The organism is Brevibacillus sp. HD3.3A, assembly GCF_013284375.2.
GTDB classification, from domain to species: Bacteria; Bacillota; Bacilli; order Brevibacillales; family Brevibacillaceae; genus Brevibacillus; species Brevibacillus parabrevis.
This window is the reverse complement of record NZ_CP085874.1, coordinates 1,337,959-1,360,733: the sequence shown is the minus strand read 5'-3', so window position 1 is coordinate 1,360,733 and position 22,775 is coordinate 1,337,959. Positions and strand designations below refer to the sequence as shown.

The 22,775-nt window shown below is 52.6% G+C and carries 20 protein-coding genes; 5 read left to right on the top strand and 15 right to left on the bottom strand.

Features of this window, described 5'->3' with window-relative positions:
- The first annotated feature begins 6 nt into the window (after positions 1–6).
- The 4 genes from HP435_RS06790 to HP435_RS06775 all read left to right on the top strand — a co-directional run bounded on the left by HP435_RS06790 (position 7) and on the right by HP435_RS06775 (position 3,839).
- Entirely contained in the window at positions 7–1,320 is a 1,314-nt protein-coding gene (locus tag HP435_RS06790) for a YheC/YheD family endospore coat-associated protein (protein ID WP_173596093.1), read from the top strand.
- 5 nt (positions 1,321–1,325) lie between these two features.
- Complete coding sequence (locus HP435_RS06785; RefSeq protein ID WP_173598439.1) at positions 1,326–1,808, top strand: GNAT family N-acetyltransferase; 483 nt, start codon at positions 1,326–1,328, stop codon at positions 1,806–1,808.
- A gap of 105 nt (positions 1,809–1,913) precedes the next feature.
- Complete coding sequence (locus HP435_RS06780; protein ID WP_173598440.1) at positions 1,914–2,759, top strand: hypothetical protein; 846 nt, start codon at positions 1,914–1,916, stop codon at positions 2,757–2,759.
- 411 nt (positions 2,760–3,170) lie between these two features.
- Positions 3,171–3,839 (top strand): hypothetical protein, encoded by a 669-nt coding sequence (locus HP435_RS06775; RefSeq protein WP_173598441.1) that lies wholly within the window; start codon positions 3,171–3,173, stop codon positions 3,837–3,839.
- A 203-nt stretch (positions 3,840–4,042) separates the two neighbouring features.
- Here the strand turns inward: HP435_RS06775 and HP435_RS06770 are convergent, their stop codons facing one another.
- From HP435_RS06770 to HP435_RS06705, 14 genes are all read right to left on the bottom strand, one after another.
- On the bottom strand, positions 4,043–4,585 hold the full coding sequence (locus HP435_RS06770) for a hypothetical protein (RefSeq protein ID WP_173596090.1): 543 nt from the start codon (positions 4,583–4,585) through the stop codon (positions 4,043–4,045).
- Positions 4,586–4,666: 81 nt separating this feature from the next.
- On the bottom strand, positions 4,667–6,346 hold the full coding sequence (locus tag HP435_RS06765; RefSeq protein WP_173598442.1) for a hypothetical protein: 1,680 nt from the start codon (positions 6,344–6,346) through the stop codon (positions 4,667–4,669).
- A gap of 5 nt (positions 6,347–6,351) precedes the next feature.
- On the bottom strand, positions 6,352–7,272 hold the full coding sequence (locus HP435_RS06760) for a hypothetical protein (protein WP_173598443.1): 921 nt from the start codon (positions 7,270–7,272) through the stop codon (positions 6,352–6,354).
- Positions 7,272–8,294, bottom strand: coding sequence for a bifunctional UDP-N-acetylglucosamine diphosphorylase/glucosamine-1-phosphate N-acetyltransferase GlmU (gene glmU / locus HP435_RS06755; RefSeq protein WP_122962887.1), 1,023 nt, complete (start codon positions 8,292–8,294; stop codon positions 7,272–7,274). Before glmU ends, HP435_RS06760 begins: the two co-directional genes overlap by 1 nt.
- Positions 8,291–8,497 carry a hypothetical protein gene (locus tag HP435_RS06750; protein WP_122962886.1) on the bottom strand — a complete coding sequence of 69 codons (207 nt, stop codon included), beginning with the start codon at positions 8,495–8,497 and terminating at the stop codon, positions 8,291–8,293. The genes glmU and HP435_RS06750 overlap by 4 nt, the downstream gene beginning before the upstream one ends.
- A 57-nt stretch (positions 8,498–8,554) precedes the next feature.
- Positions 8,555–10,387 carry a glutamine--fructose-6-phosphate transaminase (isomerizing) gene (gene glmS / locus HP435_RS06745; protein ID WP_122962885.1) on the bottom strand — a complete coding sequence of 611 codons (1,833 nt, stop codon included), beginning with the start codon at positions 10,385–10,387 and terminating at the stop codon, positions 8,555–8,557.
- 34 nt (positions 10,388–10,421) lie between these two features.
- Positions 10,422–11,783: a nucleotide sugar dehydrogenase gene (locus tag HP435_RS06740; protein WP_122962884.1), complete on the bottom strand. Its 1,362-nt coding sequence runs from the start codon at positions 11,781–11,783 to the stop codon at positions 10,422–10,424.
- A gap of 22 nt (positions 11,784–11,805) precedes the next feature.
- Positions 11,806–12,597 carry a response regulator transcription factor gene (locus tag HP435_RS06735; protein ID WP_122962883.1) on the bottom strand — a complete coding sequence of 264 codons (792 nt, stop codon included), beginning with the start codon at positions 12,595–12,597 and terminating at the stop codon, positions 11,806–11,808.
- A gap of 2 nt (positions 12,598–12,599) precedes the next feature.
- Positions 12,600–14,036, bottom strand: a complete 1,437-nt coding sequence (locus HP435_RS06730) for a glycosyltransferase family 2 protein (RefSeq protein ID WP_122962882.1) — start codon at positions 14,034–14,036, stop codon at positions 12,600–12,602.
- Positions 14,037–14,053: 17 nt separating this feature from the next.
- Positions 14,054–15,241, bottom strand: a complete 1,188-nt coding sequence (locus HP435_RS06725) for a HEAT repeat domain-containing protein (protein WP_173598444.1) — start codon at positions 15,239–15,241, stop codon at positions 14,054–14,056.
- A gap of 24 nt (positions 15,242–15,265) precedes the next feature.
- Positions 15,266–17,500, bottom strand: coding sequence for a hypothetical protein (locus HP435_RS06720; protein WP_122962880.1), 2,235 nt, complete (start codon positions 17,498–17,500; stop codon positions 15,266–15,268).
- A 512-nt stretch (positions 17,501–18,012) separates the two neighbouring features.
- A complete protein-coding gene (locus tag HP435_RS06715; protein WP_173596084.1) occupies positions 18,013–18,567 on the bottom strand; it encodes a peroxiredoxin in 555 nt (184 codons plus the stop codon).
- A gap of 72 nt (positions 18,568–18,639) precedes the next feature.
- Positions 18,640–18,888, bottom strand: a complete 249-nt coding sequence (locus tag HP435_RS06710) for a glutaredoxin family protein (protein ID WP_122962878.1) — start codon at positions 18,886–18,888, stop codon at positions 18,640–18,642.
- Positions 18,889–18,916: 28 nt separating this feature from the next.
- Positions 18,917–19,840, bottom strand: coding sequence for an NAD(P)/FAD-dependent oxidoreductase (locus HP435_RS06705; RefSeq protein WP_122962877.1), 924 nt, complete (start codon positions 19,838–19,840; stop codon positions 18,917–18,919).
- Between the two features lie 356 nt (positions 19,841–20,196).
- Here HP435_RS06705 and nhaC point away from each other — a divergent pair, with 356 nt between their 5' ends.
- Positions 20,197–21,549, top strand: coding sequence for a Na+/H+ antiporter NhaC (nhaC, locus tag HP435_RS06700; RefSeq protein ID WP_173596083.1), 1,353 nt, complete (start codon positions 20,197–20,199; stop codon positions 21,547–21,549).
- Here the strand turns inward: nhaC and HP435_RS06695 are convergent.
- Positions 21,546–22,760 (bottom strand): sensor domain-containing diguanylate cyclase, encoded by a 1,215-nt coding sequence (locus HP435_RS06695; RefSeq protein WP_122962876.1) that lies wholly within the window; start codon positions 22,758–22,760, stop codon positions 21,546–21,548. The two genes, nhaC and HP435_RS06695, sit on opposite strands and share 4 nt — an antisense overlap.
- Positions 22,761–22,775 lie beyond the last annotated feature (15 nt).

Genomic DNA, 22,775 nt, shown 5'->3' with positions numbered 1-22,775 from the left:
ACACCCATGCTTCAGCAGCGCTCCGGGTGGCTGACCATCCTCCCAAGCGGCAAATGGTTCATACAGCTACCTCGGCAAGCTCTAGGCAAGCGGTCGCAAAAAAAGTTATTCGCAAGCCTCGGCCCCTTTTCTCATCACAAACGGGTGTACACGGGCTTGCCGGCGATGCAGCCAGGACGTTTTCGAACGAGAATCAACTGGAAAATGATCAACAGCGAGTCACTGAAGCTAGGTCCGCTCATCGGCATTTTGACCGTTGGTGAAGGCACGGCCTTTGTGGGAAATCGCGAAAACTTCAAAGACATCTCACAATCCGGCAAGCGATGGGGCGCACTCGTGTACGTCTTCACTCCCCAAGGCATCAACTGGGAGAAAAAGAAGGTTCGCGGCTATTTGTACAACCAAAAGCAAAATTTGTGGCAAGAAGTCATCCTTCCTTTCCCGCATGTCGTCTACAACCGCATCCCAACCCGCAAAGCCGAGCAGCGGCCCGACGTCAAAAAAGCTTTGGCCCGCATCGACGAACTGCCTAACGTCACCTTGTTCAACCGTTGCTTTTTTGACAAGCAAGAGCTTTTCTCCATGCTGAAAAAACACCCTGAGGTGCAGACCTATTTGCCGGAGACGAAAAAGCTCGATACGCTCGCCCGCTTCAAAGGCTTTTGCAACGAGCATCGCTTTGTGTACCTCAAGCCCGTGCGCGGCAAAGCCGGAGAAGGAATCATGCGCATTGAATACAAAAATGACGGCTGGCGTCTTCAGCGGCTGAAGGAACAAAAGGCCGTCACGCGCCGTTTTTCCAATCTGGACGATTTATGGAAGCATGTGAAGAGCCATGTGCGGCAGCAGCGGTACATCATGCAGCAGGGGATACGCAGGGCACGCTTCAACGGCAAGCCGTTTGACGTTCGGGTGCTGGTGCAAAAGGACGGCAAAGGCGAATGGGGCGTAACCGGGGTCGGCATCCGGCGTTCCGGGTCGCAAAGCATTACTACGCACGTGCCTCGCGGCGGCTCCATCCACTCTTTGTCTTCCGTTCTCCAGTCTTTGTTCAAGGCAGATCCGGAAAAGATGGAAAACTCGATTCACGAGACAGCACTTGCCATCGCCCGCGCTTTGAATGAGGAAATCCCGGATCTGGCGGAAATGTCGATGGACCTCGGCCTGACAGAAGACGGCAGTCTGTGGTTTTTTGAAGCCAATGCCAAACCGGAGAAGTTCGATGAGCCTTCCATCAGGCGATTGTCTTTGTCCAACCTCATCCACTACGCTCAGTACGTGTCGCGATTGCAAAACGGGCGTGAAGCAGCCGCAGGGTAATCGCCATGAAAAAATCGTTGAAATACGTACTCCTGCCTCCACAAGCACTGGCCGAATCTCAGGCAACCTTGGTGAGATTTGCCCGTCAGGAAGGGGAGCGGCGCATCACCCAGCACGCAATCGAATGGCTCGCGCGCCTGACCCCCAAGATGCTTTCCAAACAGGAAACCAGTGTCGCTCTTGCCATGAACGGGAAGCACGTAGTCGGACTGTTCGCTGTTTCTCGCTGTGGACTGGGTCATTCCTTCCTGGTTGTAGATAAGCGCTACCGCCATCGCGGAATCGGCAAGGCACTGACGGAACACATCTGTCAGTGTCTGCCCAAACTGTATGTGCGCGTAGGTCTGGATAATGAGGCAAGTCTTTCCTTTTTCCGAACGTTGGGCTTTGAGCCTGTCAAAGCGAGCATCGGGCCAGCGGGCAAACCTACGCTTTGGCTCGCCTATGGCCATTGGACTCTCACCGATTTACAGGAACATGCCGGCTGATGGTCCGGCATGTTTTTTCTTCCTAATGCGAATTCTTTTGCTTCATCGATTCGTGCATGAGTAAAACCACCTTGGTAAAAATACCTCGTGGAGGTGGTCTTACCCATGACCTACACAAACAACCAAAATCAAATGCAATCTGGACAACAACAATTTCTCGGAGCGATGACTCCAGCAGGGGCTATGCTTCAACCAGGGTACGCCGGAACAAACGTTCAGGAGGTACAACACTGGAATCACGGTGGACATGCCCAATCGATCGGGACTCCTACATACGGCATGCCTGCGGGCGGCGGTATCGGCCAAGGACAGTCCATTTTCTCTCCAGGCTTCGCGGGCACCAATGCACAGGAGGTCAGACAGCTGAACCACAGCTATCAGGCTCCGCAAGCACAAGGCTACAACCAGCAACAAGCTTATGGTCAGCAACAGCAAGGCTATGGACAAAACCAGGCATTGCAATCCATCATGCACCAATCGGGAGGCTACATTCCGGCTCAGCCTGCGTACCAGCAATCGTACGGCGCCGGCATCAATTCGATTTTCTCTCCCGGTTTTGCCGGAACAAACGCGCAGGAAGTGCGCCAGCAAAATCAACCGGGATACGCTGGCTACACAGGTCAGCAGCACTATGCTGCACAAACTTCCTATCCTCCTGCGCTGACAGGCAGCATCTTCTCTCCTGGATTCGCGAATACAAACGTTCAGGAAGTGCGTCAGCTCAACCAAAGCGGCTATGCTTCCCCAACCGCGCAAGGCGGATATGGCATGCAGGCAAACTACAACCAGCCGCAGCAATATCAGCAACACCAGCCTTCGATCGGCCTTGGGGCACAATCGATTTTCTCTCCTGGCTTCGCTGGAACCAACGTGCAAGAAGTTCGTCAGTTGAACGCGCCTGGTCAGGCAGCAGCGCCACATACAGGTTCGATCTTCCCGGGATCTTACTAGACTGCGACTTCTTCACACTATCGAGAAACGTAACAATCAGCTAAACATTGTATAGGAACGAAAAATAACAAAAAGAATGCTGGCGTAACTTTCTACGTGCAGCATTCTTTTTTTGTTAAAGTAATCCGTTACTTATTACTTGGGACGGTTCAGTTTCACAATCAAAGCTACAATTGCTGCTATAAATAGGATCAGGATTATGATTCCTGGCACCCCAATAGCCGACATTCATACCCCTCCTTTCACAGCCCTTATAAATACCATTTTTCACCAAAAATACTAGAAAGTAAAGTTGTCATTATATTTTATCAATTAATAATTAACAAAAATCAACTATATTATTTACAAATAAATAAAATTAAGGTTAATATTGTAAATGGAAATATTTTCATGAATAGGAGGATGATTAATTTGAAAAAGATTTTTTCAGTTATGTCTGCAGCAACATTGTCTCTAGCACTATTAACAGGAAGCGCTTTTGCTGCCGAAACACCCTCTACAAAAGCCTCTGCTAGCATAGATTATTCAACCGTAAGTAACGAAATGATTAAAAAAAAGCTTATAGAAATTGCTAATAAATATGATATTAACGAAGTAATTGAGGGTGAGGATCTGGAATTTATCAAGACGTACGGAACTAGAGTTATTTCAGTCCCCCAAAAAACCACCAGTAACCAAATACAAGCAAAAGCTGTTACTGATTCGGTAAAAACACACAAAGTAAAAGGTGCAGCCGACAATGACGTGTTCGCTGGCTCTATAAAAGGTACTCTCGAAACAGCTCTAGGCATTTGGCAAAATACTATTGAAGGGGATATAACCACCAAAGTGACCAGCGGAACTCCTGACTCCTATAAAACAGATGTACGGATTGTGGGATACGGTGTTGTTGGTACTAGCGGTACATATATTGGCAAAACTGTTGACGAGACTTACACAAGTGGTTGGACAAAGAGCAAGAAAAAATCTTGGACATATACTTTAGATCGAGTTTTTTACGGGAGTGTAGCTTACCTTACAATTGATGTTGTTGCTTCTGTAAGTGGAGAAGATGGTGAATTAGAAATTACATCTGACTAAAGTGTACCTTTCGTAAAACACCAGGTTCAACTTGCCTATAACGAAACAATGCAAATTACACGACAATCAATGAACCGAATAAAAGGACTACTGCCACCTGAAACGGAACCAGCAAGGTTAACTATACAGACCGTCCCCTCACATTGGCATCAACAGACCGCAAGCCTGTCGATCAAAAAAAGCGTGACCGCCCTTAAAGACGGTCACGCTTTTTCACTTGTAGACATGGTGCGCTGTTCCTCGACGGCGGCAAACAGGGCGTGCAACTGCGCCAGGCTCGTCTCGTCGACTGTGAACGTGAAGCTGTCGAACAAATAGGCGTCGCGTTCCACCCCGACACAGGACAAGCCGGAGCTTCCCGCTGCGAATTGGGCGGCTACACATGCCTCTGTCTGCTCCAGTTGCTCGCGGACAGCCACATGTGTCTCCAGTGCAGTCCGAAACGTATCCATCACCTTCGCCAGCCGCTCATCCTGACGGGCCAAGCGGTACAGCGCCAACTCGATTTGCAGCCAGCAAGTCGTGTAAAAATGAAATTCCAAAAACAGAGTCGCAAGAGCGGCACGCAACGGCTGATCGTCACCAGTAGCTTGCATCTGTTCAAAACAGGCGTAAGCCTCCTGCTTTTTCTCCTGGATCAGGTCGTAATGGCTGACGGCACCGCGGTAAAACTTGCGAACGACGTTGTACAAAAGCTCAGGCGTGCGAGGCGGGAGACCCCGATGTCTGTTGGAACTGTCACGCATGATCGTTTCCCCTCTCTTCCACCGACCTTCCTCTCTTCATTGTACAACACTCGCCAGCTCGTAGCGCGTCTTGCCTGCTTTTTACTCTTTCCCGTTTTTCCAGTAATCGTAAGCGTGGATGGCGTGGCCCATGTACGATTCGTACGGCGCAAGCGATTTCGTCACCTGCTTTAGCTGCCGCTCCATCTCGGTCATCCCTTCCTCGTAAAACGAGATGCCGCTCCCTTCGTGACTTTCCTTCGTTTCCACGGCGACGACAATATTTTTCTGGATGCTTTGCGCGTACGCCAGCTGCTGCTCTACCAGTCCGACGATTCGGTCTGCTGAATCGCGAAAAGCCATTAAAGTCGTATGATCCAGCTGCTGAATCATCCAGTGGGAAAACGGCAGATCAGGCTGTCCCGGCACTGGCGTATGATCCAGCCACGCTGCGAGATCGACGCTTGCTTCCAGTTCGCCGTCTCGCTTCGTCTCCTCCACGAACGCTTCAATATTGCCCATCCACTGGCGCAATACCTCGTCCTTGTCTTCCCGCCAGACAGGCATGACATATGGCTCGATATCGAGATGGATGCCGTGAAACTGTTCGTCCTCGCTGACGGAGCGGTTGTACGCCTTCACCCAGTTGACGAGCTTCATGATTTTCCCTTTGCTCTCAGCCAGCGCCCAGATCGGATGACCGCCCATGGCGTGCACTTCGATCCCCGCAGCTTTGGCTTGGCGGACGAAATCACGATAATAGGAAGGCGGCTGTTCCAAATCAAGCCGGACGTACAACAGGTTGACCCCGTTCTGTTTGGCAAAGGCGAGAATTTCCGCTTTTTCTGTGCCGATCAATTCGGCTCGCCATATATAGGTGCCTCTGTAACGCGCTTTCGGAACCGGCTCCAACGGCGCAGCCTCCTTCCAATGCCGATAATCGTGGATCGCCACACCGGAAAAGGAGGGATGATCTCCCAGCTTTTCCGGCAAAAGCGCAAGCTGGCGGTTCATCTCCATCGCACCTTCTTCGGCGAAGGAAGCGTGATCGTCGCTGAGCTTTTTCATGTTGACTGCCACCATCACCCGTTTGCCCAGCTTGTCCGCTTCTCTCAGCTCATCCTCGACCAGCGCAAGGATGCCGTTGTTCCCGGCGAGCGTATCGCGGTACGCCATGATGCACACCGTATCAAACTGCTCGATCATCCACTCGGACACAAAAACATCTTTTTGATCCGGCATGGATATATCGTCGAGCCAAAAAGCGATCGCCGCACTCGCCACAAGGTCGGGCTGCCGTTTCACTTCCCGCGTGAATGCCTGCATGTTCGCTTGCCACTCGCGGAGCACCCGTTCGCGATCGGTGTCCCAAAACGGCAGCAAATACGGCTCGATATCCAGTTGAATACCGCGGATTCGCTCCTGATCAGTCGCCTCCAGATTGTATGCCTTCACCCACTTGACGATGTTGAGCATTCGCTTTTCGTTGCTGGCAAGCGCCCAGGCGGGATGACCAGCGACAGCGTGAACCTCGATCCCCAGCGCACTTGCTTCGCGAATAAAAGCCTGGTAGTAATCAAACGGCTTGTTCATTTCGATCCGCAAGTAAATCAAATTGATCTCGTTTTCCTGGCAAAAGGCCAGAATTTCCCGTTTCTCGTCTCCAATCATCTCGGATTGCCAAATCCACGTGGCCTTACTCTTTTTTTCCGCTGGGGAAAAGCCGAACAGAAAGCCGAGCGTCAGGCAGAGTGCACTAAGGTAGATGGGCGCGGCTTTCATGTATGTTAGCTACTCCTCTCGTTGGCTTCTATACTTTGCTTCCAGCTTTCGTAGTCGTGAATGGCGCTTCCCGCGAAGGCAGGATTGTCTGACAGCACTTCTTGCAAAATGACCAGCTGGTTTTTCATCTCCGTCGGGCCGTCAGCAAAAAAGCTGACATGTGCGCCTTCCGCCGATTCCATGATGTTGACCCCGACGATGACGGAGCCTTTTTTTCGGGAATTGGCATCGGCGACGATCTTTTTGACAAGCTCCACAATGCCGTTGTTCCCCTCGGCACGATTGCGGTACGCCATGAGCGTGATGCTGTCGAGCCGTTCCACCATCCAGTTGCTCACTTTTTCTTCGCTCCCCGGAACCGACACGGAGTCGATCCAGAACGGCAAGTCCGCGCTGACCGTCAAATCGGTGTCTTTTTTCGTCTCAGCCACCAAGTATGTAACATTTTTCAGCCACTCCCGGACGACTTCTTGCCGGGATTCCTTCCAGTCCGGCAGCAAATACGGCTCGATGTCGACATGGATGCCTGAGAAGCGTTCGTTTGCCTTCGCCTGCTTGTTGTACGCCTTCACCCAGGAGATCAGCTCATCGATACTTTGGCGATTCTTGGTCAGCGCCCAGTTGGGATCGCCGCCAAGCGCCTCCACCAAAATGCCAGCCTGTCCCGCTTTGCGGACGAAGGAGCGGTACGTGTGCGGAGCAACCGCAGTCGGTTCAATGTGCAGGTAAATCAGATTGATCTCATTTTGCCTGGCGAAGTCGATCATTTCGTCGGTCTGTGTCTCGATCTGTTTGGCATCCCATATCCAGGTAGCTGTCGTCAGGGCTTGACGGGTTTGATTTGCGAGTGTGAGCATGAGAATGGAGGCTGCCACGAGCAGCACAACGCCTGCCCAGAGCGGGCCGTATTTGCGTAGTGCGCGCATCATTTCTGCTCGTAGCTCTGCCCGCTTGTCGCCGCCCCTGCATATGCCAATGCCCTGTCTGTGTGCCTGTTCCCGTCAAACGCCGAAAATGGCGGAACTCTCGTGTAATCCTCGATATTCATGTCTTTTACCTGGGCATGCGGCCCAATCTGGCAGCCTTCCCCGATCCGGGTTTGTCCCAGCAAAACGGTGCCGGGATAGAGCACCGTGTCACGGCCAATCGTCACGGTAGAATCGATATAGGTGGCGTTGGGATCAACCATCGTTACCCCTCTGCGCATGTGGCGCTCGTTGATTCGCTTGCGCATGAGCTGCTCCATGTAGGCGAGCTGCACCCGGTCGTTGACTCCCGCGCCTTCTTCCGCGTCCGCTGCCACCGATGCAGCCACCAGCTCGCCTTGCTCCTGCAACAATGCGAGGACGTCCGGCAAGTAATATTCACCTTGGGCGTTCTCGTTGGAAACATGCGGGAGAGTGGCAAACAGCTTCCGGTTGTCGAAGCAAAAAATTCCTGTGCTGATTTCGTTCACCTTTTTTTGTCCCAGCGTCGCGTCTTTCTCCTCGACGATTTTGCGGACGGCTCCATTCTCATCGCGGATAATTCTCCCGTAGCCTGTCGGGTTGTCCACGACGGCGGTCAGCACGGTCGCCGCAGCCTGTTTGGCCTGATGGCAGTCGAGCAGCTCCTGCAATGTTTCGCTCTGGACGAGAGGTGTATCGCCGTTCAGGACAATCGTTACACCTTCTTGCTCCCCGAGAATGCCGCTGCTCATCCAGAGGGCGTGCGCTGTGCCAAGCTGCTCTTTTTGCAAGGCGTACTGCACGCGGTTGCCCAGCTGCTCTTTCACCGCTTCCGCTCCGTGTCCGACGATCACCACCAGATTTCGCAATGCCAATGGAACAAGCGCATCGACAACATGCTCAATCATCGGCTTTCCGCACAGCGGATGCATCACTTTGTAGAGCGATGAGTTCATTCGGGTGCCTTTTCCTGCTGCAAGCACTACTGCGTGTATGTTCATCCTGTCGCCTCCACTTTGGCCCCTTGACTGGATGCAAGCGGGCCTTGCTGGATTTGTGGTTCCAAATACGGTTTCAATTCATACGTCAATGTGTGGATCATCATGTTCAAATCAACATCTTTCCTCTGCACGCCCAGCTGATAGGCTTGGAGCATGATCGCAAGCAATACTTCCTGATTCAACTCCGGCTTCGAGGTGCTCATTCGCTCGTTCCTCCCAGTCAGTCCCGTATTGTGGTTCTTAACCATGGACGGATCAGCCTACTCAACTGTTACACTTTTGGCCAAATTGCGTGGACGGTCTACATCATTGCCCAAGACGACTGACGTGTAGTAAGCGATGAGCTGTAGCGGAATGACGCTAAGCACAGGGGAGAGCAGCGCATCTGTCTTCGGAATCAGGCACACATCATCCACTGTCCGATGCAAGTCGAGATGGTCTTCGTGCGTAATGCCGAGCACGTTGGCGCCGCGCGCTTTTACTTCCGTAATGTTGCTGATCATTTTCTCATGCAGCGCGTCCTGCGTGGACAGCGCGATCACCCGCGTCCCTTCTTCGATCAAGGCCAAGGTGCCGTGCTTCAACTCTCCCGCCGCGTACGCCTCGGAGTGGATGTAGGAGATTTCCTTGAGCTTGAGCGAGCCTTCCATGGAAACGGCGAAGTCGATTCCGCGCCCGATGAAAAACAACTGGCGCTCGTCCTTGATCGACTCGGCAAAATGCCGCAACTGCTTGGCATGGGTCAAAATCTCTGCGACTTGCTCTGGCAACTCTTTCAGCTTCCCGAGCAGCGCAGCAATCTCTTGCGGGGCCATCGTCGCTTTTTGTTGCGCCAAATACATTCCCCACAAATAAAAGGCGATCAGCTGGGAAGTGTACGCTTTCGTGGAAGCGACGGCGATTTCTGGCCCGGCATTGGTCGTGATCACATCGTCTGCTTCACGGGCAATCGAGCTGCCGACCACGTTGGTGATGGCGAGGACAGCCGATCCGTTGCGCTTCGCCTCTCGCATGGCAGCGAGCGTATCCGCCGTTTCCCCGGACTGGCTGACGGCAATCGTCAACGTATTTTTCGCAAACAACGGTCGGCGGTAGCGGAACTCGGAAGCGACATCCACCTCGACCGGGATTTGGGCAAGACTCTCGATGACGTGCTTGCCGATCAAGCCCGCGTGATAGGCGGTGCCGCATGCGACGATGTATATTTTCTCGATTTGCTTGACAGATCGAGACGATAACTGAAGATTAGGAAAAATAACCTTCTGTCCTGTCTCGTCGATCCGCCCTGTCATCGTATTGCGCAGAGCGCGCGGCTGCTCATGGATTTCCTTTTCCATGTAATGGGCGTACCCGTCTTTTTCCGCCTGCTCCTTGTCCCAGTCAATGCGGACGAGTTCGCGCTTGACAGGATCGTCTGTCAAAAGGCTCATGACCCGCACAGAATCACTCGTCAGCACAGCCAGATCGCCGTCCTCCAAAACGTACACATCGCGCGTATGCTCCAGAATAGCGGGAATGTCAGAGCCGATAAAATTCTCGTTCTCCCCCACTCCGATGATCAGCGGACTCGCCACGCGTACCGCGACGAGCTTGTCTGGTTCGTATTCCGACATGACTCCGAGAGCAAACGCTCCGCGAATTTTCCCTGCCACTGCGCGTACCGCCGCGACCAGATCGCCAGCGTATTCCCGCGCCAGCAGGTGGGCGATCACTTCCGTGTCTGTCTCCGAGCGAAACGCGACACCCTGCTCGATCAGCTCCTGCTTGATCTCCAGGTAGTTTTCGATAATGCCGTTGTGGACAATCGAAAACTTGTTGGTCGCATCCAAGTGAGGATGTGAATTTTCATCGGAAGGACGCCCGTGCGTAGCCCAGCGCGTGTGCCCGATGCCGATGGAGCCGGATAGCCCGGATTGCTCGGTCTTTTGCACCAGCGCATCGATTCTTCCTTTCGCCTTGCGCACGGCGATAGACTCTCCATCGCAAATCGCGATGCCAGCCGAGTCATAGCCTCTGTATTCCAGCTTTTTCAGGCCGTTGATCAAAATGGGTTGTGCTTGTCTGTACCCGATGTATCCCATGATTCCGCACATGTTCGTAACTCCTCCTTCTGTTGCCCGGCGCTGTTTACGCCAGCAAGCTTACAATCTGTTTTTCCTCCTGGATCGCTACCGAGGTGCCGATGCGATACACATTCGGATTCTTGATTCCGTCGAAGGCATTGCGTGTATCGATAATCGCGATGCCCAAATCAGCCAGCTCCTGATAATCAAAGCATTTGTGGTTGGTGATGAGCACCATGCAATCGTACGTTTTGAACAAGTCGTAGTCATTATTAATGGAAGAAACAACTTGCCCCTTTTTGTCGAGGAAGCTTTGCGCGTACGGATCGAAATAGTCCACCTGCGCACCGCTCTTTTTGAACAGCTCGTAAATTTCCAGGCCCGGGGACTCGCGCAGATCGTCGATATCCGGCTTGTAGGCCATGCCCAAAATGAGGATGCGCGAGCTGTTGATCGCCTTGGCGTAAATGTTCAGCACTTGTGCCGTCTTGTTCAGCACGTAGTCTGGCATATTGTCGTTGATCGATTGGGCAATTTCGATGAACTGGCTGTGGAAGCGATAGCCTTTTGCTTTCCAAGACAGATACATCGGATCGAGCGGTATGCAATGCCCACCGATCCCAGGTCCCGGATAAAACGGCATGAACCCGAATGGCTTGGTCGATGCGGCCTTGATTACCTCCCAGACGTTGATGCCCATTCTGTCGCACATCATCGCCATTTCATTCATGAACGCGATGTTGACGCTGCGAAACGTGTTTTCCAAAAGCTTGGACATTTCCGCCACTTTTGGCGAGGAGACAGGAACCACTGTTTTGACCAGATTGCCGTACAACAGCGTTCCCAGCTCGATGCAACGCTCCGTTGTCCCTCCGATAATTTTCGGCGTGTTGTACGTGTTGAACTTGCGATTGCCCGGATCGACCCGCTCCGGCGAGTAGCAAAGGAAAAAGTCGACACCTGTGACATAGCCGAGCTTCTCCAGCTCGCGTCCGATCAGCTCGTCGGTCGTTCCCGGATACGTCGTGCTCTCCAGAGTGATGAGCAGCCCTTGTCGCATGTACGTTTTAATTTGTTCCACGACATTCGTGATGTAGGACGTGTCCGGGTCCTGATTCGGACTGAGCGGCGTCGGAACGCAAATGCTGATCGCGTCCAGCTCCCCGATGACGCGATATTCGCTCGTTGGCAAAAAGCGCTCGGTTGCCAGGCACTCCTGCAACGTTTCATTGGCGATGTCCTGGACGTAGGACTGTCCGTTTTTCAAGCTCTCGATTTTTCCTTCGTGCAAATCAATTCCTACTACGGTGTACCCGCTTTTCACAATTTCCACTGCGAGCGGCAGCCCGACGTAGCCAAGTCCAATTACGCCGATTCTCGCTGTTTTGTCGGCAATTTTTTTCTGTAGCTCCTCGTATCTAGTCATCCCGGTTTCTCTCCCTTTTTCTTTATGAAATCAAGCGCTTGACTCTGGCTTCCAGCTCTACTGGCGAAAATGGCTTCGTCATGTAGTCGGACGCCCCGAGGGCAAACGATTTTTGCACGTCTTCTTCCAGCTTTTTGTCCGTCAGCACCATGATTTTGCTCATCGCTTCCTGACCGAGGTGGCGAATTTTTTCCATCAGCTGGTAGCCGTTTAATACAGGCAAATTCAGATCGGTAATGACGAGATCAAAAGCGGCCTGGCGCAGCTTTTCCACGCCGTCTCCTCCATCGTGGGCGACCGTGATCTGGTAGCCTTTGCGCTGCAAATAGATGCGCAAAAACTCGTTGACCGTCTCATCCGGATTGACGAGCAAGATGCTCGCCTGCTCCTGCTGTCTCTGATTGCCGTGCTGCTCGTATACGCTGATGCTGCCCGGCTCGCTCTGCTCCTTCATTTCCTGGATCATTCGCATCAGCATTTGCGCTGTGGAACGGGAGCTTTCCGGGAAGCTGGCGATGTACATGCCGCCAGTCAGCAGCTTGCGCGAGAGCATGTAATCCCTGATTTGCAGGGCGTAAAAATGGGTATCTGCCAGTTTCTTCTGTTCTAGCAAAATACCGAGAATTTGCTTGTTTTTGTCGTATGCGGCATGCAACGTGAGCCCGTCTTTTAGCTGTGCCTCCATGTCCCGTTTGACCAGCTCCAGCGACTCCGCCGAAACGTTTTTGCAAGCAGCCAAAATGACGCCGCACGCCACGCTTCGCTCTTCCATTTTGCTCAGAAGCTCATAAAAAGCAGGTACGAGATTACTCATGATCAAGCCTCCAGACTGGAAATGTTTTTATTGCTTTTCGACTGCCAGCTCGTCCGGGTCATCGTTCCCCACGAATTGTTGTTCCGCAAATATTCAATGTGTCCGAGGAATCTCCAGATGACGCCGATTTGCCGATAGCCGAAAAACATGAGTATGGTATAGAAAAGCATTTTGACGATGTCCTGAAAACGGGGATAGCGTCGAAATGCGATTTCCTCTAGCAACAGGGACCCGATGCCGAGCAGTACGCCGTACAGCACGTTGAGCAAGCCGTAAATCAGAAGAACGTGGCTGTTCGTCATGTCCAAAAGCGTATAGCCGATCAGCGCCAGCAGTCCCGTAATGCGGAAATACGGATTCAATGTCTCAAACAAAATGTTGAAAGGCAGCGTCAGCATCCCGAACAGCTTGTATTTCGGGCGCAGTACCATATGCTTGCCGTATTCGATCATGTTTTTCAGGTTGCCCCGCCCCCAGCGGCGGCGCTGACTGCCCAAAATTTTCAACGAGTCGGGCGCTTGCGTCCAGCAGACGGCGTCCGGGCAAAACGCTACCCGGTACGGCAGCTTGTTTTCCAGCATGTATTTGTGCAGCTTGATGATGATGTTCATGTCCTCGCCCGGATACCCCTCGCGATAGCCGCCGACTTTGACCACGTAGTCTTTGCGGAAGACGCCGAACGCCCCCGAGACGATGATCAGGCCGTTGATCGCGCTCCAGCCGATGCGTCCGCCGAGAAACGCCTTCAAGTATTCCACCGACTGCATCATCGGCAAAAATTTGTCCGGCAGGCGAATTTCTTTGACCACGCCGTTCTCGATTTTGCAGCCGTTGGCAATCCGAATGTCGCCGCCGATCGCCACGGTTTCCTCCGGGTTTTCCATGTACACCTTGGCAATGCGAATGAGCGCATCTTTTTCCAGCAACGAGTCGGCATCAATCGAAGCGATCAGCGGATAGTGCGACAAATTGATTCCGGCGTTCAGCGAGTCCGCTTTGCCCCCGTTTTCTTTGTCGATCAAGTACAAGTTGGGGAAATCCGGGTTGTGGTAAATGCCCCTGACCTGTGAAGTGTGCAGCAGCGGCTGAACTGGCAAATGTTTGGATATCGTCAAGGAAAACTCTTGGATCAACACTTGCAAAGTATCATCCTTGGAGCCGTCATTGACCACGATCACCTCATACCGCGGATAGTTCAGCGCAAGCAGCGATCGCACATTCTCAATGATTGTCAGCTCTTCGTTATAGGCAGGCACGAGAATCGAAATCGGCGGTACGTGCTCCGAGCCGGACAATGCCTGGAAGCGCGAATAAATCGAGCTTTTCAAAATCCCCATGATGCTTTTGAACGAAAACAGCATGATGATAAAATACAAGGAATTGATCGCCATGACGTAGTAGATGGCAAACATTCCGTAGTACAGCAAAAACTCTCTCATGCGGGCCTCCTTTCTGCTTATCCTTCCATCGCCTGAACGGTGGAAATGGTTTTTTTGCACGACTTGCGGTACAAATGCAGCTTTTCATTGTAATCCAACAGCTTTTCTGTGCTTGGCTCGCCACCGAGGCTGCGCTCTGCTTTTTCCAGCTCTTCCTGGATAATTTGCTGAGCCATCTCGCTTTTCGGATTGCTGCCCTCTTCCCGCAATATGTCGCACAGAGCCGAAAAGCCTTTTGCTTGCAGCTGCGTCAAGCTGCGGGCGCTGTGATGCCGCACCCACCAGTTGGCATCGCCAACCGCTTTTTTCAGGGCGGGCACATAGTCCGCAAGCTGCATCGCCCCGATTGCTTTGACGATCAAGGCGCGTATTTCCCAATCTTTGTGGTTCAAAAAGTCTTTGATCGTCTGGTCGTTCAAATAGCGGATGTCGCGGCACATGAGCTTCACGGCCTTGATCCGCACCTCTTTGTCAGCAGAGAGCGCCAGCCTGGACAATCCCGGCTCCAGTTCAGGCTGAGCGTGCACGGCGAAGCCGATCAACCCGATTTTGACCAATTCCGGATTTTTGTCGCGGATCCATTCGGTATAAAACGAAGTCGTGTCCAGCTGCGAGTCGCTGATCATGTCGACAATGAGCTGGTGAACGTTCTTTTTCATCCGCACGACATACTCCGCCATCTGCCGCAGGTCTTCCGCATCTCGGGCGCATTTGGCAATCGCCCTGGCAAAGATGAACAGGCTCGGATCGTTTACCCCGCTTTTTTGCAACAGAACGAGCAAATCAGGCGCTGCCTGGCCGGATCGCATGACCCCCAAATTGTAGGCGGCGTCGACTCGCGTCCATTTCCAGCCGCTCCGCAGCCGTTCGAGATCGTGTGCAACGAGTCCCATATCTTCGCAGAGCTGGATCAATTTCTGCCTATGGACGCCCGTAAAGCGTTCCATCAGTTCAAACAGCTTTTTTTGAATGAGCTGCTTTTCCTTTTGCGTCACCTCGCCGTAGGGCACCTTCAGGCGTTCTTCCTCTTCGCCGTAAGCTTGCAAGTAGACGAAGTAATCGCGGTATTTTTCTTCGCACATGCGTGCCTGCTTCTCTGCCGATAAATTTCGCAGCTTCAGTGCGAACAAGGCAAGCAATCCCAGCACGGTAATCCCGCTTAGCGTGTACACAAAAACAATTGCTGTCGCCAAAGGTGTTTGCACATTTGCCACTCTCCTGTCCAACATTTAAGGTTGAGCTTTGTCTGTCACGGGAGCCTGTATCTGTTTCCATGCTTTTTGGATGATCGAATAGCTTTGCTTTTTCCGCTCGTGGTAACCGACCTGCTCCCAGGCTGGCCAGGAGTAGATCGGAAGCTGCGACACCGGATAAGGGGAAGGCAGCTCGTTTTTCCCGACAATGCTTTGCGTCGAGCGCTCGACGAGAATGGGCAAAAGCCTGATTCCTTTGCTCGTCTCTGATGAAAAGCTTTTGCCAGCATCCTTGTAGCTCATGACCGCAAGCGAACTCGGATCGGTGAATCCAAGCAGCATCCACGGCACTCTCAGCTCTACCACATCGCCTTTTGCCTGCCAGGCCGTCCGCGAGTCGTACTGCGGGTCCTGGGCATCGGTCGTTCCCCGCAAAAGCTTCCCGACCAGCACTTCTTCCAGCGGATGGTACGTCTTGCTGTCGGGCGGCTCCATCTCCAGTCCCACGGCGAGTTTCCACGGCTTGAATACACCGGAATCGTCGCGCAGTTCCTCTTCCTTCACTTCAAGCATCCCGTACCGTTTCCCGTAAAGCCGCGTGTGGAAGTCGTAGTTTGCCGCAATCTGAATCTGGCTCTCCTCGGCTTTGCCCAGCTCGATCAGCGTCTCCCATCCTTCGTCCAGCGTAAGTCCGGGCAGTTGTGCCGTGTGCTTGTTGCCTCCCTGAATCGTATCGACACCGAAATACAGCTTTGCTTTTTCCGGGTCAAAAGGGTGCGCAAGCTTCGCCAGCATATACACATAGCCTTCGTCGTGCGTCATCCAGATTTCGTCGATACCGGGAACACGGATGTCGAGCTTCTGCTTCTCCTCCGGTTTGAGCTGATCCCAGTCGGAACGATCGCCATCCATGACGAGCACGCCTTCTTTGTTCGGATACATCCCCAGGACGCCGAACAACGACTCGTTGGTCAGGACGTTGAGCCAAAAGGAACGGCGATCTTCCGGCAGTTCGAAGCGCATCGTGTTCCACGTTTTCTTGAACCATTCATCCTGCCAGACGAACAGGATGCCGCCGGCGTATCCTTCCTGATGAATTTCGCGCATGAGCGCCGCGTCGATCTCGCCTTGCTGCCGCTCGGAGTGCCCGCCCTGATTGCGTCCGAGATTGCCCAGGTGAGCGATTCCGACTGACGCCGGGACACCGAACTCCGTAACCATGACTGGCATGTTTTTGTGATGCGCCTTCAATTGCCGCAAATACGCCTTGTACGTGTCGATTTGCCCTGCGTCGTTTTTCACTTGTTGCAGGGCCGGATCGTAACGGAACAAATCCGGATAGTACGGATAGACGTGGTAGGACGCGAAGTAGCCCGCCTCCCATTTCACTGGCTGAATATGCATAGGGTCCACACTGACCAAATCTTCGTGATGCAACGGTTCTCCCGGATGCGACAGCGGATCGGTCGTCACCCAGTTGGTAAACGTCATCGGGTGCTGCCAGCCGTACTTGCTTTCTTCTGTTGCGACCGTATCGACCATTTCGGCGATCCAGGTCTCAAAAGCGGTAGCATCCGCCGTGGCGTTAAAATGCTTCCCCTGATACGGCGGCAGCTTCTGGTGCAAACGGTTTGTGTTTTGCACCATGACCGGGTCCCACTCCGTTCCGGTGTGCCAGCCAATCAAGTATTTGCCTGCATTCGCCGCATATTTGCCGCTCGCCTTGCCTGACTTCTCCGGCAGAGTGACCTCGCCGTAAACAGCCCCGACCGCGTCCTTGATCTCTTGGCGAAACTGCTCGCGAATCTCTGGCAAATACGCGTCTTTTTTCTCGATCAACAACTCCTCCGGGCTCCAGATGCCCTGCATCAAATAGAGCGGTGATCCTGCCTTGCTGCGATTGAACTCAACGAGCGCCTCATAAAAAGCAGGCGGGTGAATCGTGTATACGCGGATGACATTCGCGCCCATCTCGTCGATCATCGCGAACCAGCGCAAGTAGTCTTCTTTTTGAATGGGCAGCTCTCCCGGATAATGTCCTGGCAGCGACGCCCCCAGATTGACGCCTTTTGCAAAGAACGGCTGCCATTTTTCCGCTTGGAATACCTGGAGCTGATCGCCTTCCGTGCGAAACTTGATTTGGATGCCAGACGTCGTCTCCATGCTCTCGACCCGGTCTGCGTCCCAGAACCACCACACCGCGCTTGCGCCTATCACCATCAGGGCCATGAGACTCGCCCAACGCTTGCGTCTATTCTTTTTTGGTTCCAATTCCCGTCAACCTCCGATAAGCTGCCGCTGCCGCGAGCGGCTGCCGGCTCTCTCGCCCAACATCACTGTCATTGTAAACATAGGGGGCAAACGGTTCCCATAGACGAAATTCACTAATGTCTCTTTTGCCTATTTGTCATGAAAATGTAATGCAAAAGCATATTCGCCCCCATCGGCCTACTTTTTTTGGTGCGAAGTCCTGCAACCCGACCGTCCATCTGACCCATATTTTTCTGACAATTAGGTATATGTGCTTGAAGTTTTCCATTTGGGAAAGGCAGGAAAAATAGTAGGTTGCTACTATTTGGAAATGACTGATTTTTGCCGATATCGTCTGATCTTTACATAAAAATTACAGGAGAAAAGTTGTAAAAGCCGTTTCGAATCGGCGAATAGCCCTACTCTTCTGTTTTTCGTGGTAAGGAAGACTGCAAAAAAAGAGGCAATCTCCGCCTTACCAGGACGGTGAGATTGCCTCTTTTTTCACGCTTATGCTGTTTGACTAGACGAAATTACAAAGTTTTCATGCCAGGCTTCCAGTTTGCAGGGCACAGTCCGCCTGCCTGGAGAGCTTGCAGCACGCGAGTTGTTTCGTCGACGCTGCGGCCTACGTTCATGTCTGTAACGACTTGATAGCGCAAGATTCCTTCCGGGTCGATAATGAACAGTCCGCGGTGAGCTGCGCCTGTTTCTTCATCCAGTACGCCGTACGCACGCGCTGTGTCTTTGTTGAAGTCGCTCGCTATCGGGAAGTTGACTGGACCGATTCCGTTTTGGTCGCGCGGCGTTTTGATCCATGCGCGGTGAGTGTGTACGCTGTCTGTGGACACGCCGAGCACTTCGCAATCGAGATCCTCAAATTCTTCCATGTTGTCGCTGAAGGAAGTGACTTCGGTAGGGCAAACGAAGGTGAAGTCGAACGGCCAGAAGAACAGGATCAGCCATTTGCCTTTGTAATCAGCCAGCGTCACGCGCTCTTCCAATGTCTCCAAGTTTTTCGTGGAGAGCATGTTGAAGTCTGGTGCCGGTTTTCCTACTTGCAGTTGTACAGTTTGTTGCGTTGTCATCATCAATCGCTCCTTTTCCTGTTGCGCTTTTTATAGTCAGTGGGCGTAAGTGATCGAAACAGCGGCGATGAATTACTGTGCAGTCTCTTCCAGAGCTGCCAGCGCTTTTTTGATGCGGGTCGGGTTGAAGCCGAGGATTTGCTTTTCACCGATGACCGTCAAAGGGACGGACATCACGCCGAGACGGTTCAGTTCTTGGGCAAATTCTTCTTTTTCGTCAATGTTGCGCTCTTCAAAAGCGATGTTTTGTTCGGTCAAATATGTTTTCAGTTGTTTGCAGAAGCTGCAGTTTGTGCTGGAGTATACGATTGCTTGTGCCATGAGAAAATCTCTCCTTTATAGTCGTCGATTATTTGTATTGGGGAACCACTTTGGAACGTTTGTTGATGTACTTGTCGACAGCCATCGCCGCAATCGCTCCGTCAGCCGCAGCCACGACAGCTTGCTTGACCGGAGTTTTGCGAACCTCTCCTGCTCCGAACACGCCCGGAACAGAAGACTGCATGTATTCGTCGAGGATCATGAAGCCTTCGTCGTCGAGCGGAACCTGTCCGTCCAGAAAATCCGTCCCGGGCTTGCTGCCGGACAAAAAGACGAACACACCGTCTACCGCAAGCAGCTCTTCGTTGCCTTCCGCTGTGCGGACGCGCAAGCCCTCTACTGCCTTTTCACCGACAATCTCCAAAGGTCGGGAGCGGAAAAAGATTTCCGTATTAGGCAGCTCAGGCACTTCTTCGACTCCTTGCAGGTCGCCACGCGGTACGAGGAAAGTAATTTTATCTGCAAATTTGGTCAGCGCATGCGCTTCTTCCAACGCTTCCTCCGAATCGCCGATCACAGCGACATGCTTTCCTTCATAAAAAGCGCCGTCGCATGTCGCACATGTGCTGACACCGCGACCGAGCAGCGCCTCTTCGCCTGGCAGCATCCGGTTGCGACCTTTGGAGCCGGTAGCGACGATGACAGCCTTCGCTTCAAAAGTGCCATGCGCCGTGAAGATGCTTTTCACCTCATCTTCGACATCGACAGCGGAAATCGTCGTCTGGATAAATTCAGCGCCGAAGCTCTCTGCCTGTCTGCGCATTTTATCCAGCAGTTCTTTTCCAGTCATTTCGCCTTCTACACCAGGGTAGTTGGCGATTTTATGTGTCAGGGCAAGCGCACCTGTGCCGGGTGCCTTGTCGATTACGAGTGTTTTCAAATTTCCCCGGGCTGTGTATATGGCAGCGGATGTACCAGCCGGACCGCCACCAATGATGATGACATCATACATGTATGGCTCCCCCTTTCTCGCATCCAAATTATAATTATTATCAACTAGGAACATTTCTCATTTTACTAGATATAAAGTAAAAGTCAATATCTTTTTGTAATCATTTTAAATAAGCTTTTTCCCATGGAGCGATATGCCAGCCAAGCTTATGATCGCAAGAAATGTGCTACTACTCCGTATTATTTTGCTATTCTGAATTTATTTGAACGCGTTGACGAAGCTGGGCATTCAGGATAAAGTCAGCCTATCGCTTGAACGCACAAAAGCAAAAAAGCCAAAAAGCGACAAAGCACAAAAGTAGAAAGCTGTGCAGCTTGTCCGCTTTTGCTTGCCAGTCTTTGCAAGGAGTTGCCATCATGAACAAAACTATTTCCTTTTCCCAAAGTCTCTGGGTGCTCTTGATCATATTCGGCATCCTGTTTCCCGCCTTATTCTGGGGGAAAGTAGAACCACACATGCCGCTTTTTGCCGCCACGATTGCGGCAGCCACTCTGCTGCGCCTGTTCGGCGTGCCTTGGAAGCAGATGGAGGAAGGCTTGGTCAAAGGCATTCAAACCGCGATCGCGCCGATGCTGATTTTGTGCCTGATCGGCATTTTGATCGGCGTCTGGATGATGAGCGGAACTGTGCCGATGATCCTGCACCTCGGCATTTCCTTGATTTCGCCGGAATATTTTACGATCAGCGCCCTCTTTTTGACCGTGATTGTCTCGACTGTCACTGGCAGCTCGTTTACGACGATCAGCACGATCGGCGTGGCGATGATGGGTGTCTCCACTGCGCTTGGGCTTGATCCGTTGATGACCGCCGGAGCGATTATTTGCGGAGCCTGTTTTGGGGACAAGATGTCTCCCCTGTCGGACACGACCAACTTTGCTGCGGCTATCGCCAATGTCTCGCTGATGAATCACGTCAAATTCATGTCGCATACCGCGATTCCGGCGCTGGCGATTACTGCGATTTTCTTCGTCGTTCAAGGGCAGTCCGCGAACGTGAGCCTCGATGCCATCCAAGCGATCCAGTTGTCTTTGGAACAAAACTTTTCGCTTGGCATAGCGACTTTGTTGCCTGCTGCCGTCGTGCTCGTCTGCTCTGCCCTGCGCAAGCCGATCCTCCCGACGCTCGTCTTCGGGATTTTGAGCGGAATCGCCACAGCTGCCCTGATGCAAGGTGTTCATTCCCCTGTCGAATGGATGAACGTCATGCAAAACGGCTTCGCCAGCGAGATCGCCAACGAAGCCGTTGCTTCTATCGTAAACCGGGGAGGGCTGTTGTCCATGACCTGGTCCCTCGCCTTGATTTTGATTGCCCTGTCTCTCGGCGGCATCCTGCAATACAGCGGTGTGTTCCACGCCTTGTTCGCAGGCATGATCAAACGGATCAAAAAAGCGGCAGGCATGGTCGGACTGGCCGGATCGTCTTCCATCCTCGTCAATGTGCTGACAGGGGAGCAATACTTGTCGATCCTGCTGCCGGGACAAATGTTCCGCGATGCGTTTGCCGAGCAAGGAATCGAGGGCCGACGTCTTTCCCGCACATTGGAAGACTGCGGTACATTGGTTAACCCGCTCATCCCCTGGGGCGTCAGCGGAGCCTTTTTCACCTCTACGTTGCACGTAGCGACGATCGATTACTTGCCGTATGTGATCTACCTGTGGATTTCGCCGCTGCTCACTTTCCTTTTTGCCCTGCGACAGCCGAAAGCCTAGCCTGTCGCATACACGGTCGTACAGTTTTTGCCTCTGCGCTTGGAGCGGTACAGTGCCTCATCGGCTGCCCGCTTCAAGCCGTCCGCCGTGTTGCTGTCGTCCGGAAACCGGGCGATGCCGACACTGACCCCGATTGGAATACAGCAATTGTCCTGAAGCAAGGGATGCAAACGCAAAAAGTCGCGAATCGCCCTCACCTTTTCTTCCGCCTCTTTCATGCTCGCCTGTGGACACAGCAGCATAAACTCGTCTCCTGCATAACGATAGGCGTTCTCTTTTTTGTCCGCCACCGTCCGCATCGCTTGGGCAATTCTGCGGATCAGCTCATCCCCGGCATGATGCCCGTACAGATCGTTCACCGATTTCAGGCTGTCCGAATCGAGCATGATCAAGGCAACCGCCGAATCCTCTTCTCCCAGCAACTGCTCCAAATCGCGGTGAAACGCCCGGTAGTTGGCAAGCCCGGTCAATTCATCCTGAAAAGACATTTGGTACATGCGATCGTACAGACGCGCCGTCTCAATCGCGCTCGCCACCTGGAAGCCGATCATTTTCAAAAGCTCCTCGTGCTCTTTTTTATAGGCAAATTCGAGATACGACTGGGCCGAGATCACGCCTTTGATTTGATTCCCCAGCATCAAGGGAACGAAAATACAAGTGTTGGTGTCGATCTCCGGGCTGCCCCAGCGGATCATTTCCGGCTCGCTCGGCTCTCCCTTCATCGTTCGGATGTGGATCGTTTGCTTCGTCTCGATCACTCTGGAGATGAGCGCCTGTCCGTACGGAATGACAAGCGGCCCGTAATTGACACCGTCGTCGATGCTGATCGGAATCCTGATCTCACTGTCGCCCTCGTCAAAAAACGCAATGAAAAACGCATCTGTGCGCATCACGCGCGAAACCAGCTCGAACGCTTTCCACAAAATCTTGTCCTCTTCAAACGTCTTCGCAAAAATGTGGCTCAAGTCGTGCAAAATCTTCATGTGCTCCGACATCCACATCATTTCGGACACTTTGTCGCGCAAGGCGCTGATTTTGCCCAGCAGCTCCTTGTGCAGCTGTCCGACATCTGCGGAAAATACTTCGTCTATCTCGACAGCGACTGCCTCGATTTCCTGCGGATCTACTGATTCCACACGGCTGAGCCAGTCGCTGTAACGCTCCAACAACTGCTTTGCATACGCTTCTTTTACGGCGTGGTCTTCATGCATGAACAACCCTCCGAC

Excerpts from the sequence above, each read along its gene's own strand:
- HP435_RS06790 (WP_173596093.1), top strand. The coding sequence starts at position 7 with ATGCTTCAGCAGCGCTCCGGGTGGCTGACCATCCTCCCAAGCGGCAAA.
- HP435_RS06785 (WP_173598439.1), top strand. The coding sequence starts at position 1,326 with ATGAAAAAATCGTTGAAATACGTACTCCTGCCTCCACAAGCACTGGCC.
- HP435_RS06780 (WP_173598440.1), top strand. The coding sequence starts at position 1,914 with ATGACCTACACAAACAACCAAAATCAAATGCAATCTGGACAACAACAA.
- HP435_RS06770 (WP_173596090.1), bottom strand. The coding sequence starts at position 4,585 with ATGCGTGACAGTTCCAACAGACATCGGGGTCTCCCGCCTCGCACGCCT.
- HP435_RS06765 (WP_173598442.1), bottom strand. The coding sequence starts at position 6,346 with ATGAAAGCCGCGCCCATCTACCTTAGTGCACTCTGCCTGACGCTCGGC.
- HP435_RS06760 (WP_173598443.1), bottom strand. The coding sequence starts at position 7,272 with ATGCGCGCACTACGCAAATACGGCCCGCTCTGGGCAGGCGTTGTGCTG.
- glmU (WP_122962887.1), bottom strand. The coding sequence starts at position 8,294 with ATGAACATACACGCAGTAGTGCTTGCAGCAGGAAAAGGCACCCGAATG.
- HP435_RS06750 (WP_122962886.1), bottom strand. The coding sequence starts at position 8,497 with ATGAGCACCTCGAAGCCGGAGTTGAATCAGGAAGTATTGCTTGCGATC.
- glmS (WP_122962885.1), bottom strand. The coding sequence starts at position 10,387 with ATGTGCGGAATCATGGGATACATCGGGTACAGACAAGCACAACCCATT.
- HP435_RS06740 (WP_122962884.1), bottom strand. The coding sequence starts at position 11,783 with ATGACTAGATACGAGGAGCTACAGAAAAAAATTGCCGACAAAACAGCG.
- HP435_RS06735 (WP_122962883.1), bottom strand. The coding sequence starts at position 12,597 with ATGAGTAATCTCGTACCTGCTTTTTATGAGCTTCTGAGCAAAATGGAA.
- HP435_RS06730 (WP_122962882.1), bottom strand. The coding sequence starts at position 14,036 with ATGAGAGAGTTTTTGCTGTACTACGGAATGTTTGCCATCTACTACGTC.
- HP435_RS06715 (WP_173596084.1), bottom strand. The coding sequence starts at position 18,567 with ATGACAACGCAACAAACTGTACAACTGCAAGTAGGAAAACCGGCACCA.
- HP435_RS06710 (WP_122962878.1), bottom strand. The coding sequence starts at position 18,888 with ATGGCACAAGCAATCGTATACTCCAGCACAAACTGCAGCTTCTGCAAA.
- HP435_RS06705 (WP_122962877.1), bottom strand. The coding sequence starts at position 19,840 with ATGTATGATGTCATCATCATTGGTGGCGGTCCGGCTGGTACATCCGCT.
- nhaC (WP_173596083.1), top strand. The coding sequence starts at position 20,197 with ATGAACAAAACTATTTCCTTTTCCCAAAGTCTCTGGGTGCTCTTGATC.
- HP435_RS06695 (WP_122962876.1), bottom strand. The coding sequence starts at position 22,760 with ATGCATGAAGACCACGCCGTAAAAGAAGCGTATGCAAAGCAGTTGTTG.